At 45.1% G+C, this 14,594-nt stretch carries 17 protein-coding genes; 4 read left to right on the top strand and 13 right to left on the bottom strand.

Annotation, left to right across the window (positions count from 1 at the left end):
- Nucleotides 1-21: 21 nt before the first annotated feature.
- The 13 genes from rfbG to flgB all read right to left on the bottom strand — a co-directional run bounded on the left by rfbG (nucleotide 22) and on the right by flgB (nucleotide 11,700).
- The gene (gene rfbG / locus B3V56_RS12205) at nucleotides 22-1,128 is read right to left on the bottom strand and encodes a CDP-glucose 4,6-dehydratase (protein ID WP_289284340.1); all 1,107 of its coding nucleotides are present in this window, start codon (nucleotides 1,126-1,128) and stop codon (nucleotides 22-24) included.
- Entirely contained in the window at nucleotides 1,092-1,862 is a 771-nt protein-coding gene (gene rfbF / locus B3V56_RS12200) for a glucose-1-phosphate cytidylyltransferase (protein ID WP_289283784.1), read from the bottom strand. The genes rfbG and rfbF overlap by 37 nt, the downstream gene beginning before the upstream one ends.
- A 38-nt stretch (nucleotides 1,863-1,900) precedes the next feature.
- Nucleotides 1,901-2,806, bottom strand: a complete 906-nt coding sequence (gene flgL / locus B3V56_RS12195) for a flagellar hook-associated protein FlgL (protein ID WP_289244612.1) — start codon at nucleotides 2,804-2,806, stop codon at nucleotides 1,901-1,903.
- A gap of 9 nt (nucleotides 2,807-2,815) precedes the next feature.
- Nucleotides 2,816-4,252, bottom strand: a complete 1,437-nt coding sequence (gene flgK, locus B3V56_RS12190) for a flagellar hook-associated protein FlgK (RefSeq protein WP_289244611.1) — start codon at nucleotides 4,250-4,252, stop codon at nucleotides 2,816-2,818.
- A 27-nt stretch (nucleotides 4,253-4,279) separates the two neighbouring features.
- A complete protein-coding gene (gene flgJ, locus B3V56_RS12185) occupies nucleotides 4,280-5,254 on the bottom strand; it encodes a flagellar assembly peptidoglycan hydrolase FlgJ (protein WP_289244610.1) in 975 nt (324 codons plus the stop codon).
- Between the two features lie 2 nt (nucleotides 5,255-5,256).
- On the bottom strand, nucleotides 5,257-6,348 hold the full coding sequence (locus tag B3V56_RS12180; RefSeq protein WP_286305619.1) for a flagellar basal body P-ring protein FlgI: 1,092 nt from the start codon (nucleotides 6,346-6,348) through the stop codon (nucleotides 5,257-5,259).
- A 12-nt stretch (nucleotides 6,349-6,360) separates the two neighbouring features.
- Nucleotides 6,361-7,068 (bottom strand): flagellar basal body L-ring protein FlgH, encoded by a 708-nt coding sequence (locus B3V56_RS12175; RefSeq protein WP_289283781.1) that lies wholly within the window; start codon nucleotides 7,066-7,068, stop codon nucleotides 6,361-6,363.
- Nucleotides 7,069-7,199: 131 nt separating this feature from the next.
- Complete coding sequence (gene flgG, locus B3V56_RS12170; RefSeq protein ID WP_286305621.1) at nucleotides 7,200-7,985, bottom strand: flagellar basal-body rod protein FlgG; 786 nt, start codon at nucleotides 7,983-7,985, stop codon at nucleotides 7,200-7,202.
- 42 nt (nucleotides 7,986-8,027) lie between these two features.
- On the bottom strand, nucleotides 8,028-8,771 hold the full coding sequence (flgF, locus tag B3V56_RS12165) for a flagellar basal-body rod protein FlgF (protein WP_286305622.1): 744 nt from the start codon (nucleotides 8,769-8,771) through the stop codon (nucleotides 8,028-8,030).
- Nucleotides 8,772-8,821: 50 nt separating this feature from the next.
- Nucleotides 8,822-10,177: a flagellar hook protein FlgE gene (flgE, locus tag B3V56_RS12160; protein ID WP_286305623.1), complete on the bottom strand. Its 1,356-nt coding sequence runs from the start codon at nucleotides 10,175-10,177 to the stop codon at nucleotides 8,822-8,824.
- Between the two features lie 11 nt (nucleotides 10,178-10,188).
- Entirely contained in the window at nucleotides 10,189-10,863 is a 675-nt protein-coding gene (locus B3V56_RS12155; protein ID WP_289284339.1) for a flagellar hook assembly protein FlgD, read from the bottom strand.
- Nucleotides 10,864-10,876: 13 nt separating this feature from the next.
- Nucleotides 10,877-11,290, bottom strand: coding sequence for a flagellar basal body rod protein FlgC (flgC, locus tag B3V56_RS12150; RefSeq protein WP_286305625.1), 414 nt, complete (start codon nucleotides 11,288-11,290; stop codon nucleotides 10,877-10,879).
- A gap of 5 nt (nucleotides 11,291-11,295) precedes the next feature.
- Nucleotides 11,296-11,700, bottom strand: a complete 405-nt coding sequence (flgB, locus tag B3V56_RS12145; RefSeq protein WP_286305626.1) for a flagellar basal body rod protein FlgB — start codon at nucleotides 11,698-11,700, stop codon at nucleotides 11,296-11,298.
- A 291-nt stretch (nucleotides 11,701-11,991) separates the two neighbouring features.
- Between flgB and B3V56_RS12140 the strand changes: the two genes are divergently transcribed.
- Genes B3V56_RS12140 through B3V56_RS12125 form a run of 4 tightly spaced genes read left to right on the top strand, consistent with a single transcriptional unit; the run spans nucleotide 11,992 to nucleotide 14,592 of the window.
- Nucleotides 11,992-12,525 (top strand): GspH/FimT family pseudopilin, encoded by a 534-nt coding sequence (locus tag B3V56_RS12140; protein WP_289244606.1) that lies wholly within the window; start codon nucleotides 11,992-11,994, stop codon nucleotides 12,523-12,525.
- Complete coding sequence (gene pilV, locus B3V56_RS12135; RefSeq protein ID WP_289283779.1) at nucleotides 12,522-12,983, top strand: type IV pilus modification protein PilV; 462 nt, start codon at nucleotides 12,522-12,524, stop codon at nucleotides 12,981-12,983. Before B3V56_RS12140 ends, pilV begins: the two co-directional genes overlap by 4 nt.
- Nucleotides 12,980-14,071: a PilW family protein gene (locus B3V56_RS12130; protein ID WP_289283778.1), complete on the top strand. Its 1,092-nt coding sequence runs from the start codon at nucleotides 12,980-12,982 to the stop codon at nucleotides 14,069-14,071. The genes pilV and B3V56_RS12130 overlap by 4 nt, the downstream gene beginning before the upstream one ends.
- The gene (locus B3V56_RS12125) at nucleotides 14,068-14,592 is read left to right on the top strand and encodes a pilus assembly PilX family protein (RefSeq protein ID WP_286305630.1); all 525 of its coding nucleotides are present in this window, start codon (nucleotides 14,068-14,070) and stop codon (nucleotides 14,590-14,592) included. The genes B3V56_RS12130 and B3V56_RS12125 overlap by 4 nt, the downstream gene beginning before the upstream one ends.
- The last annotated feature ends 2 nt before the right edge of the window (nucleotides 14,593-14,594 follow it).

The following is a 14,594-nucleotide window of genomic DNA, read 5'->3' as shown; positions in this document are numbered from 1 at the left end:
CATTGGGTTCATAATGTTGCTTTATGTTATCGAGCTCGCGTTACTGTCCTGAACAAACTGCTGAATTTGTTGCAGGCTTATCTCGCGCATGGGCTTTCCAGAATAAAAAGCATCATACCAGTCAAATGTGAGAGAGAGCGCATCATCAATATGCCAAACAGGTTGCCAGTCTAATTGCTGTCGGGCTTTACTACAGTCGAGCATCAGTATTGATGCTTCATGATGCTCGTTATGCTGAGGAGCAAACCAATCAAGAGACGGCCAACGCTGCTGAGCAAATTCCACAATATAATCTACAGGCTTCGTGTCTTCCATAGCAGGACCAAAATTCCATGCATCAGCTACTTCCGCACCGCGCTCAACCATGTGTTGAGCCAGTAATAAATATCCTGATAAAGGCTCCAATACATGCTGCCAAGGTCTAATGGCTCGCGGATGACGAATCTCAAGCGAATGACCTGTCTGATTGGCTTTTATTAAATCTGGGATTAACCGGTATTCAGACCAGTCACCGCCACCAATCACATTACCGGCACGCGCGCTAGCTATGGCAGTTTTATTAGCCATAAAAAAGGACTGTCGATAGGCACTGGTGACAAGCTCAGCACAGCCTTTACTATTGCTGTATGGGTCATGCCCACCCAACCGATCGTTTTCGCGGTATGGCCAGGACCACTCATGGTTTTCGTAACATTTATCTGACGTCACCACGACCACAGCTTGAACACTGGGACAATGTCTGACGGTTTCTAGAAGATTGACTGTCCCCATCACATTGGTTTGATAAGTTCCAACAGGATCAAGGTAGCTGGGTTTAACTAATGATTGTGCAGCGAGATGAAACACCACATCGGGCTGTGTCTGATTAACAAGTTCAGATAGCCTTGATAAATCAGAAATATCTGCCATCGCAGAATTGATAATAGTCTTTAACTCGAGAGCTTCGTATATTGAAGGTGTGGTATTTGGCGCAAGCGCATAACCCGTTACTTTGGCGCCAAGCTGAGTTAACCACAAGCTCAACCAGCTACCTTTAAAACCGGTATGTCCGGTAATCAGAACCGATTTGTTCTGCCAAAAAGTCTTATCAATCACCACACTTTCCATGGTGCCTGATTTGACTGCCATAAGTGCTCAAGATGTTGTTTATCACGTAAAGTATCCATCGGTTGCCAAAAACCTTCATGCCGAAAGACTCGCAACTGCTGTTCAGTTACTAACTTCTGCAATGGATAACCTTCCCAACTTGTCTTGTCATCACTGATGTAATCAATGACTTTGGGAGATAAAACGAAAAAGCCACCACTGACCATACCGTTATCACCTTTGGGCTTTTCCTGGAAGTTAACAACACGATCACCTTGAATATCTAAAGCACCGAATTTCGCTTGAGGATAAGCCGCAGTCACAGTAGCCAAACTTCCATGCTCATGATGAAACTCAATACTAGTGCGAATATCGATATTGCCGACACCATCACCATACGTCAGGCAAAAGGCTTCCTCATCTTGGACATAATCCTTAATACGACGGATACGTCCACCAGTCATACTATCTTCACCGGTATCTACCAGAGTCACCTTCCAAGGCTCTGCATGGGCTTCATGTACATGCATTTTATTGTTTTGCATATCAAACGTGATGTCCGACATATGCAAAAAATAATTCGCAAAATACTCCTTGATGAGATAACCCTTATATCCACAGCAGATAATAAAATCATTCACGCCATGGTAGGAATAGATTTTCATGATGTGCCAGAGAATAGGTTTGCCACCTATTTCTATCATCGGTTTAGGTTTATTGATGGACTCTTCACTGATACGCGTGCCTAAGCCACCTGCCAGGATCACTGCTTTCATATTTTTATAACTGACAACGGTAAAAAAATGTCAGTGTTTCATAAAAAGTTAAAGAGGGACAGTCCTTGTACTTTGACATAGGCTTGTTGAGCGGCTTGCAAACCCGTTGTTTGAGAGTTCAAACGCGATATAGCCTCGGCGTAATCCAAATCTTTTAATTTAGTCAAACTGGTTTCCAGACTAGCTAAGCTGTCTTCATTAATACTACGTTGCTGGTCTATTGAATTGATTCGGGCACCTACAGCGGTTCTTGCTGTCGTTAATGAATCAATGGCTGTCGACATATTATCAAGAAACTCACCATTATTAGGGGCTGTGCCTATAGTATTGGCTTTAAGCGCGGTAGAAAAATCATCGATGGTTTGGAAAACCGCCTGAGTAGTGGTGTCGGCATTGGTGATAACAAATAGCTCATCGCCGGGAAAAGTGGCTTCAACAGAATAATCGCTGCCTACACGCATACTGCGTTGCCCACCATCGCCGCCATAAGCAAATGTGGTAGTGTCAAACGCTTGTGTAAAAGATTGATAACCAGAGAATAAAAACTCGCCGTTCGCATCTGTGGTGTTCGCCAGGCTCACGAGAGACTTATTCAACTCATCAATTTCTTCTGCGATACCTGCTCGGGCATTGGCATCATTGCTGTCATTAAGTGCTTGCACAGCCAGCTCACGGATCCGTTGAACAATATTTGTTGCACTGGTTAAGGCATTTTCAGCGGCATTAAGTTTGTTATTGGCCACATCGGCATTCGCCTGATACTGTTCGTTGATGCTGACTTCACGCTGATAGTTCAATGACTTTACTGCTGCCACCGGGTCATCTGACGGTCTTAGAATTCGTTGCCCCGTTGAGACTTGTAACTGGGTATCCGCCAACTGCTTTTGTTGGGCCAGCATCGTATCAACACTTTGCTGTTGAATATAGGATGTAGAAATTCTCATGACAATCTCCTAAACAGCATTAATCAGTGAATCAAAAATAGTATTGGACACAATAATGATCTGTGATGCCGCCTGATAGGCTTGCTGAAACTTGATCAGCTGAGCGGCTTCTTCATCCAGATTTACACCGCCTACCGCGTCGAAACGCTGTTCGGTCTGTTGCAGTAATGCCAGTTGTGTTTCCTGACTGGCTTCTGCTTGCTGAGTTCTGGTGGCAACATCAGACACCAGCACGGCATAACCTTCTGATAGAGAACGCGTTACACCGGGGGCAATTGTCACGAGCGTTTTATCTGTCTCCAGATTTGCCAGCGCCAAAGCATTTTCGTTATTACCAGAACCAGAAATATTAATTGTTCCTGTTGCCGCATCAAATTTAGAGGAAGCGGCAATAGCACGCGGATCACTGATTGCCAAGGAGATCGTGGCAGCGGTAATATTTGCCGGGTTAAAGAAATCCCCACCATCATTACCATCCAAATCAACTGAACCCTGACCGCCATTGGCAATATTCGTCGTGTTGTTGTGGACGGCATTAAAACCTTCCACAACGGCTTGTGCCAACACATCAAGCTCCGCTCTCACATCATCTATAATCGTGTCACGGAAATCCAAAGCCCCACCTAAGGTACCACCAGATAGCTGACTGGTAATATTCGTACTACTATCACCGTAGCCAATACCTAATCTTGGTGGACTGGTTGAGGTATCCGTAACCGTCGTTAGAGCCATACTTTTTGTGCCCGCGACAAGGGCCTGGCCATTACCAATCAGGATATTTGTGGTGCCGTTTGATTGCTCAATAACATTCACTGAGACGATCTCGGAAAGATCTGTGATCAGTTTGTCACGCTTATCAAGTAAATCATTCGGTGATCCACCAGCACCTGTGGCTGCGGTAATGGCCGAATTTAACTCGGCAATACTTTTCGACAGATTATTGATGTCATCAATGGCAACGGTGATATCGTAATCGACCTGCTCGTCTAGCTTTGTTAGCTGTGAGTCCATGGTGTTAAAACGATTCGCTAAGAGTTCACCACGGGTCAGCATCAACTGTCTGGCCGCTATAGAGGTAGGATCGTTTGCCACCTCATTTACTGAGTTGAAAAATTCACTGATGCCTGTACTCAGACCTAAGTCTTCCGAACCAAGTAGATCATCTACCTGTTGTGAATAACTGAGATAGCTTCTTTGGGCTGCTTCTTGTGCGGTATACGTTCTAACCTGGCTCGCCAGAAAGGTGTCATAAACACGTTCAACCGAGGTTATCTGTACACCCGTACCAAAATACATATCTCCTTTGTAGTCAGGTGTACGGGTGGCTTGGTCAGCACGCTGGCGAGTGTATCCCTCAGTATTGACGTTACTGATGTTATGACTTGTCGTCGATAAATTACCTTGGGCTGTTAATAATGCCGATGTCCCAATCCCTAGCAGACTCATGGCATGCTCCTTAACTCGTCAGCGTGATTATGCATGGTCTGACTCCAGCGAAATTCGTGCCAGAATGTCACTATTCATTATGCGTTTTATTTTGTCAGCGTATTGAGGATCGGTTGCAAACCCGGCTTTATGCAGGTGTTCAACAAAGGCTTCAGCATCATTGGTGTGCTGCAATGCGTTACGGTAGCGTGGTTGAGTTTGTAAAAACTCAACGTAGTCATTGAAGCTATCTTGGTAAGAATCATAAGCACGGAATTGAGAAGCCTCGTTGTAAGCTTTGCCATCACGATACTCAAGTGCCACTTTACTGACACGCTCTCCGTCCCAGCTTTTATCCGCTTTGATGTTAAACAGGTTAAAGCTTGTTTCACCACTTTTGCTTTTTAATACAAATTTACCCCAGCCGGTTTCGAGTGCAGCCTGCGACAATATTACTTCAGGCGACACGCCTATTTTATCTGCAGCTTGTTGTGCATACGGCCACAAGGTTTGCACAAAATCTTTGGGTGAATTAAAAACCTTTTCCCCAAGATTCATTAAGTCTGCTTTTGTCTCAATCTCACCGTTTTCTGCATGAATCTCACGGATTTGTTTGATCATCAGTTCATTCACTTTCTTAGCAAGTGCTGGCCGAATAGTCACTGTGTCATAACTGTATGATTGATCCGTTCTCGCTGGTTGAGAGGACTGCAACTGATAACTTCCTAGCTGTTTGATGATGGCATCTTGCAGTCCCAGACCACCTCGCATCGATAAATCTGAGGCCAGTTGCTGATCAGCCATATCCTGATACATTTTGCTTTGTGTCGAATCAAACATGCCTTCAGCTAAACTGGCTTGGCGCATGGACTTGAGCATCATATTCACAAATAAAGACTCAAACTGACCAGCCACCTGCTTAAGTGTTTGCTCAGCATCACTACCTTTCACCGCTTGCTGACGCAGTTGGTTCAGACCATGAAAGTCAACAGCGGACTGGGCAATATTCGATTCGTAAGCCATGATTAGATGACCACTAAGTCTGCTTTAAGCGCACCCGCTTGTTTGAGTGCCTCAAGTATAGCGACCAAATCACCAGGTGCCGCGCCAACTTGATTCACAGCACGTACGATTTCATCCAGTGACACGCCTGGGTTAAACACAAACATACGACTATTTTCTTCCGTGATATTGATGTCGTAGTTAGGCGTCACCACGGTTTGTCCTTGTGAGAACGGTTCAGGCTGGCTAACCTCAGGATTTGCTGAAATAGTGACTGATAAGTTGCCATGAGTGACAGCAGCTGGACTCACTCTGACATGCTGACCAATCACCACCGTTCCGCTGCGTGAGTTAACCACGACTCTGGCAGGAGCCTCACCTGGGCTCAGCTCTAAATTTTCAATCAGTGATAAAAAGGGTACTCGTTGATTAGGATCTCGTGGCGCATTAACTTTTACGGAAGAAGCATCCATCGAAAAGGCCGTGTTTTTACCCAGAGTATGGTTAATCGCATCACTTAAACGACTGGCGGTGGTGAAGTCAGGGCTATGTAGATTCAGAATAATCGAATCTCCTACATTCAATGCATTTCTGACCGCCCGCTCGACGGTTGCACCGTTAGGCACACGACCAGCACTGGGAATATTGACGGTAACGCGTGAACCATCAGCTGCGTCAGCACCAAAACCACCTACAATTAAATTGCCTTGTGCCATGGCATAAATCTGTCCATCTGCCCCTTTTAAAGGGGTCATCAATAAACTACCACCACGTAAGCTTTTCGCATCCCCTAAAGAAGAAACGGTGATATCAATGGTTTGTCCAGGCTTCATGAAAGGCGGCAAATCGGCATGAACTGAAACGGCTGCTACGTTTTTACTTTTTGGGTCGGTACCTGGCGGAATATTGATGCCCATTTCTACCAGCATGTTTCGTAAACTTTGGCCGGTAAACTTGGTTTTATCACCCGTACCATTGAGGCCGACTACAAGGCCATAACCAATTAATTGGTTATTTCGCACACCCGCAATTGAGGCTAGGTCTTTGACCCTTTCGGCATAAGCCATGCTCGAACTCACTATGAACGCAAATGCGATAAACACTTTAAACTTCATAACTTTCACCCTTTAGAAAGGCATTAATGCACTGACGAAGAATCGACTTAACCAGCCCATCACATTGGCATCATTAGTCGGACCATCTCCTACATAAGAAATCTGAGCATCGGCAATGCGGATAGACGAAATAGAATTATCGGCCTCAATATCTCTGGGACTTATCATGCCTGACAACCGGATATATTCATTGCCTTGATTGATAGTGATGACTCGCTCACCACGAATCACCATATTGCCGTTTGGCAGTACTTCTACAACCGAAACACTGATATTACCGCTCAGTTTGTTGTTCTGATCACTGTCGCCCGCACCAGTAAAATCTGAGTTAGAGCCAATACCAAATGCCAAATTGTTATCTTTTGTGTTGGCTAAAGGTAACTGACTGGGTAAATTGAATTGAGGCGTAGTACCAAACAATGTTGGATTATCGATGTTGTTACTATTTGATTTACTGACAGTGGTTTCTGTTTCTTTTTCGGCATCAGTCTGCTCTTCCAGCTTCACCGTCAAAATATCGCCGACTCGTCTTGCACGATAATCTTCAAATAGAGAAATATTACTGCGTGCGTCAAAAATAGCACCGTCATAATTATCTTGTGGTTCAATAGGAGCAGGACGAACAGCAGCAAACGCGGGGTCACGCTTCACTTCATTGTTGTAGCAACCCGATAACATTGCCACAGCAAGAAATACTAAAAATGGGGCAACAGTTTTCATTTTGACACTCCGAAAAAACCAACTTCACATGAAATAATCTTGCAGAGTTCGTGCCAAAAATGAGTAAGATAGTGAATATTGAAAAAGAAAAAAGGCTACCTGGTGGGGGACCAGGTAGCCAAGTGCTGTAACTAGAGATTTTGGCTGGCGTACTGCAGCATTTGATCGGAAGTAGAAATCGCTTTTGAGTTCATTTCGTAGGCGCGTTGAGTTTCGATCATATTGATCAGCTCAGTCACCACATTCACATTCGATGTTTCTAAAGCGCCCCCAATCGTTTGACCAAAGCCATCCAATCCAGGCGTTCCCGTTATCGGTGTGCCACTGGCGCCGGTTTCCTGAAATAAATTCTCACCGATAGGCTGCAGACCTGTTGGATTAACAAAGTCAGCTAACTCAATGTTGCCTACGATGGTCGGGGTAGCCGTACCTGGCTGAGTTACGCTAACCGTGCCATCTGAACCTACCGTGATACTCTGCGTGTCAGCTGGAATCGTAATGGAGGGTTCTAAAGGGTTACCGTTTGACATCACAATCTGACCATCAGAGTCTAATTGAAATGTACCATCACGAGTGTACGACAATGTGCCATCAGGCATTAAAATCTGAAAAAAACCACGACCATTAATAGCAATATCCAATGCTTGTTCAGTTTGAATAATATTACCTTGACCATGTAACTTTTCCGTCGCAACAGTGCGAACACCTGTACCAATCATTAAGCCGGATGGTAGTTGAGTGCTTGTTGAAGACTGGGCACCAGGCTGTCTTATAGTCTGATATAGCAAGTCTTCAAAAACGGCACGATCTTGTTTAAAACCTGTTGTATTCACGTTAGCCAGATTGTTTGAAATAACTGACATTCGTGTTTGTTGGGCATCAAGGCCGGTTTTGGCAATCCACAAAGCCTGATTCATAATTGTCTCCTGAAATCTATGCAGTCAGTATTACATTGAATGCTAATTACTCATCTGCATTAAACGTGCCGATGCCGCACTATTTTCCTGGGTTGTATCCATCATTTTGACTTGCATCTCATATTGACGCTGCAACTCAATCATATTTACCAGCGCCCCAACCGCATTCACATTGCTTCCTTCCAGTGTGCCGGAAGCGACTTTTACTGTGGCATCTAAAGGTGCTTCAGAGCCATCTTGCATACGCATGAGGCCATCACTATCTTTAAACACTTGCTGCAAGTCTGGTTTGACTAATTTAATCCTGTCTAATACGGCAAGGGCATTTGCCGCTTCACCAATAGGACGGATAGATATCGTGCCATCACTGCCAATTTCGACAGTTTGTGCCGGTGGGATGGCAATAGGTCCACCTTCTCCCATCACGGCCAGACCCGTTCCTGTGACGAGCTGCCCTGCTTCGGTGACATGCAAATCGCCTGCACGCGTGTATCCTTCACGGCCATCTTTACCTTGCACAGCAATAAAGCCTTCGCCTTGAACAGAAATATCCAGATCACGTCCCGTAGATTGAATCGAGCCAGTTTGATAATCCGTCTGAGGCCGTTCCAGCATTGAGTAGACCCTGCTGGGTAAACCTTCACCAAACACTGGCATACTTCTGAACTGCTCAAAGTCAGCCCTGAACCCTGTTGTGTTCACATTCGCCAAATTATTGGCATTGGCTGCCTGAGCAAGCATGGTTTGTTGAGCGCCATTCATGGCGATATATAAGCTACGGTCCATTTTTTCACCCTCAATGTGCTGTTTTAAACAGCGCATTTATACTAAAAACGTTATCGCAGGTTGATAATGGTCTGAGTAATAGCGTTATTTGTCTCAATCGCTTTGGAGTTCGCCTGGAAGTTACGTTGTGCTGTAATCAGTCCCACTAACTCTGCTGTCAAATCAACATTCGAGGTTTCTAATGCACCCGCCTGAATTTGACCAAAACTACCTGTCGCAGCTTCTCCTGCAATGACCGGGCCAGAATCTGTTGTTTCCTTCCATGCCGTACTACCAATTTTGTTCAGCGCTTGTGGATTGGCAAAGTTACCCATAGCAATCTTACCGATTGGGATGGCTTGACCATTACTATAGTTTGCGCGAATCAGTCCTTCTTCACTCACATCAACACCCGTCAAACGTCCGGTCGGAAAACCATTGACCGTCAAGGCACCGACGTTAAAGCTACCTGAGTTCTGTGTCGACCCTCTCAATGAGATAGTAATATCTTGAGTTTCGGCACCACTGGCCCACTCCGTAGCACCACCATCTGTGAAGGATATGACCACATCATCAAGCGCCGCCGTACCAGGATCGGCATCAACGCTGGCAAGTGTACCGTCGGCATTAAAACTGATTCTGGCATCGGTTTCTAACGCATAGGGGACACCAGCCGTACCACCTTTGACTTCACCACCATCCACATAAGCAGCCATTTGCCATTGATTGTCACCGACAGGTGTACCACCATCCAAGGCTGCTTCATCAATGTGCTGATAGTAAGTGGTCACAATATGTTCATTACCCAATGAATCATAAATCGTGGCTGATGTTGAAAAGCTGTATGTGGTGTCATCCGTCGGATCAATCGCCAAAATACCACCAGTACCACTATCGATAATGCCATCAGAAGTAGAAGGCAAATTGGTCGCGATAGTTAGCGCCGTTGTAGCTTCAGGCGCACCCACTGAAGCCGGTAATTGAATTGGCGAGGTTGCATTCATACTTGTGGCTGAAATATTGCCTTGCAAATCAACAGGGAACGTTCTCAGATACCAGCCCTCATTTGAAACAATATAACCATCCTTATCCACACCAAACTCACCCGCCCGAGTGTAGATGACTTCACCACTATCCAACTCAGGTGCTAAAGCAAAAAAGCCTTGCCCACTTATCGCTAGATCCAAGGAATTATCAGTGAATTCCAGATTACCCTGGTTAAATTGCTGAGCCACGTTCTGTAACACTGCGCCACTACCAATCGCGGTTTGATTGGTTGAACCAAACGCCGACACGGCAAAGACGTCACCAAACTCTGCACGAGACATCTTAAAGCCTGTCGTGTTGACGTTAGCAATATTGTTTGATTTGACATTTAGATCGGCGGTTGCCGCATTCAAACCACTTAAAGCTGTACTAAATGACATAAGATGTTCTCCTAAAGAATTTCAACTACTTCGCTAAATGACGCAGAACCAATTCCGGCCAAATTCACTATCAGGCCATCGGTCGAGCTAATGGATACACTCGATACCTGAGCCATAACCCCGGTGGCAAAAGCCGTGTTAGATCCGTCTACCGTACCCGAGGCTTTAAACTGATAAACACCTTCTGGTAAGGCCTCACCATTGTCGTCAAATCCATCCCAGGTGAAATCGGTATAGCCCGAAGCAGCACCCATTTCGATGGTACGAACCACCACGCCAGCCTCGTCGTAAATATTCACTTTTAGATCCGTGACAGGATCGGCAACATTTATCCGCCCGGACATACCATCTGTTGCCGTTAAATTACCGATTGAAGATGGAAGTAGTACTTTACGTCCTACTAATGATGATCCCTGCAGTGCTTGGTTAGACTGCATCGAGTTAGAAAAAGTAGAGAACGAATCCTGCAAGTCAGATAAGCCTGTGACCTGAGCAAAAGATGCGATTTGTCCAAGAAAATCACCATTTTCCATGGGGTTCATTGGATCCTGATACTTTAATTGGGTGGTCATCAAGGACATAAAATCTTCCATGCCCAATGTGCCAGGATCTTTTTTGGTTTCTTCTGAACGATTTGAGTTCAAGAATGCATACGGATTGTTATCGTTAACGCCGCTCACAGCCATCTTTCACCCCTCCTTATTGCCCTAACTGTAATGTTCTTAACAGCAATTGTTTTGAGGTATTCGCGATTTCAACGTTGTTTTGATAGGAACGTGACGCGGACATCATATTTGCCATTTCGGTAATTGGATCCACATTAGAGTGGAAAATATAGCCATCTTCGTTTGCCATTGGATGACTTGGGTTGTATTCCTGTCTCACAGGTGCCTGGCTTTCAACCACTCCCTGAACTTGCACTGCACCCTGCTTGTAACCTTCCTGAACATCATCAAGTACGGTCGCAAAGACCGGTTGTCTGGCTTTGTATGTTTGATCAACACTGCTACTGACACTGTCCACATTCGCTAGATTACTTGCTGTTGTGTTCAGACGCAGAGACTGAGCACTCATGCCACTACCGGCAATATCAAAAATATTAAATAAAGACATAGTGCCTACTCTCCTTTCAGTGCTCGTGTCATCGAACTAAACTTGCCACCCAAAAACTGAAGGCTGGCCTGATACTGAACAGCATTCTGCATAAACTGTGCCTGCTCAACCTCCTCATCGACACTATTGCCATCAAGTGAGTCCTGAGTGGCCACTCGATATTGGATGGGTCCCATAAGCCCATTAGATTCCGGATTAGTGGCGTAGTGTTTGTTATTCGTCGTGTTCAGTTGGCTAGGAGAAGATCCTGCCATCGCATTCTTCAAAGTCTCTTTAAAATCAATATCCTGAGCTTTGTAATTAGGCGTATCAGCATTAGCCATATTGCTGGCCAGTAACTCTGCACGCTGTGATCGCACCCGCAATGCATCAGCATGAACTCCAATCGCACTATCAAAATTAATCGGCATCTGTACGCCTCCATCCTCATTTACAATTGTCCTTCAGCATTTAACGTGCCAACTAAACTAAGCTCATGAATTGCCGATAAACAGATAAGAATTCGGCAACATATTGGTCGAACATGGCGGCAAAGATTTCCCCCTATTGCCGCCATGTTGCTACACTTTAAAATGACGATATGGCTGATATTCACCGTTATTTTTCAAAATATGAGACAAGCCCCACAAAGTCTATTGATTGAAGCTTGACTGAGAAAATAAATAAGACTAAAACCGACCACATGGAGAGGACGATACGACGTGGTAAAAGACAAAATTAATCAAGGATTTACTTTAGTTGAATTGATGGTAACACTCGCTGTTGCAGCCATCATATTAGCTATTGCTGCCCCTAGTTTTTCTCAAATGATTCGAGACCACCGCCTTATCACGACAGCAAATGATTTTATGGGCACCATGCAACTGGCACGCAGCGAAGCTATCAGAAGAGGCATTCAAGTCACCATGCTACCGATTACCAATGGTGACTGGAGTAGTGGTTGGAATGTATTTACTGACTGGGATGCTGATGAATCGCTTGGAGATGTAGGGGCAGTTTGTGCAGAGAATCAGGATTGCTTTCTATCTCAACAAAATGCATTGGACAGCGTTACGTCAGTCGCTGCCGGAAATACAGGCAGTGGATTTCGGTTTATGCCGACAGGTGAAATTCTATCCACACTAGGTTTCCCAAATGGCAATATCACTTTTTGCTCGACAGGCAGCAATGAAAGAATTATTACCGTGAACCAGTCAGGTAGTAGCAGAATTTCTATCGGGAATGTTTGCCCATGATGAGACGTCAACAAACCGGCTTTACCTTACTGGAAGTTATGGTGGCAGTATTTGTCTTAGCTATAGGTTTACTTGGTATGGCACATTTACAAGTCACCACCCTCAAGGCCAACTCAACCGCAGGCCTCAAAACCCAAGCTAATATTCTTGCTGGCAGCATACTAGAGCGCATGAAAGCCAATACCACGGCAACCTATGCAAAAAACTATGACATCCTTTTTAATGGGGCAACGCCAGCTGGCAATAGTGTTTCTGATACGGATGTTCGAGAATGGCGAGCGGCTTTATCAGCCTATCTTCCTGCAGGTGAAGGACAAATTGTGTGTGGCAACTTTCTTGTGAACCAGCCCTTCATTTGTACGATCACGGTGAGATGGTCAGATATTCAAATTGGTGATGAGAATACTAATTATGGTGACTATGCGACCTCGACAATGGTTCTGGAAAGTGCAATATGAATAAAGAAAAAGGGTTTTCTCTAGTCGAATTGATGGTGGCACTTGTCATAGGCCTTTTACTGATTGCTGGGGTAATAGAGTTATTCGTTAGTACGCGTCAAACCTATCGTGTACAAGATATGAAAGCGCGCATGCAAGAAGATGGACGCTATGCAATTCATCACATTTCATCGCTTTTAGACCGCGCCGGTTACATCGGTTGTAACTCTATCCCTACAGGGAATAGAGGGGCTACAGGAAGAAATTCAGGGGGTACAGGTAGAAGCCTAGTCAATAATCTGAACACGGCAAATAATTATTTCTGGGACATAGGTGGTGCCCCAGTCTTAGGCCACGAAGCAGATAACAACGGTGGCTGGTCTCCCGCATTACCTGCTGGAATCAATCAAGCGATAGCAGGTAGTGATGTATTTACCTTACGTACAGTGAGCAATGTCTTTATTGAAGTGAGTCATTTCGATAGCAGTTTAGGCCCCTCTGCTCCGGTTAAAATTCCACAGGATAATCCTCTGGATGACTGCGATCCGGCGACAGAAGCAAAGCCTGGTGAGTGTGCTAACATCGTGATTGCTTCTGACTGCAATAATAGCGTGATTTTTCAGGTGACCAATGATCCCTCAGTAGACGGCAATCTTGAACATGAAACAGGTATCGGTACACCTGGAAATAGTAGAGTTGACTTGGGACTATCTGGCCTAAGTCAGGGCTGGTTAAATACCATCACTACACATACTTTTTTTATTCGAAATGGCCCCAGTAATTACCCTTCTCTTTATCAGATGGTGCTAGGAAAAAATCCAGATGTACTTATCGAAGGTGTCGAACAGATGCAGGTGGAGTATGGTGTCGATACCAGCAATAACGGTAGTGTAGACCAATATGTCAAAGCAAATGCAGTGGCTGACTGGGAGCAGGTTATCAGTGTTCGCATCTCCTTAGTCATGATCAATATTGACCCTCAACAAAATGATAATGTGGCATTAGGGGATGGCACCTATACCCTCGAGGGCAATGTCATCACCCCAGATGACGGCAGGTTGAGGCAAGTCTTTACCAAAACAATAACGCTCAGGAACCGTATATTATGAAAATTCAACAATCAGGTGCGGCCTTGATTGTCAGTCTCATTATGCTGTTATTGCTGACCATGATAGGAATCTTTGCCATGCGTACAGGTGTCATGGAAGAAAAAATGGCAGCTAATCAAATTGACAGAGATATAGCGTTTAAAGCAGCTGAAGTGGCGTTACGAGCTGGTGAAGGTACCGTCTTAAACTGGGTTAATCTGCCAATTTGTTCCGATACTGGTGCCCCCGGGTGTTGGACCAAACAATCTATGGATCCTGTCGGCACAGATGCGACCCCTTGGTGGCTTCAACGTAACGCCGCCTGGTGGACTGCAAATGGCACAGCCGCCACCCAACCACAAGGTGCTGTCAGCCCACCACGTTATGTCATTGAAGAAATTATAAAACCCGGAAATAGTAACGGTAATAAGCCTCGAGACCAGCAACAAGGTGGTGCTAAGTTCTACCGCGTTACTGCCCGCGGTGTGGGTGGCTCAGTGCAATCCGTGGTCCTTTTACAGTCTGTCGTTCGTATGAGGTAAAA

This window comes from Methylophaga sp. UBA2513 (assembly GCF_002341285.1).
GTDB lineage: Bacteria > Pseudomonadota > Gammaproteobacteria > Nitrosococcales > Methylophagaceae > Methylophaga > Methylophaga marina.
The sequence above is the reverse complement of the archived record's forward strand: the minus strand, read 5'-3'. Positions and strand labels throughout refer to the sequence as shown.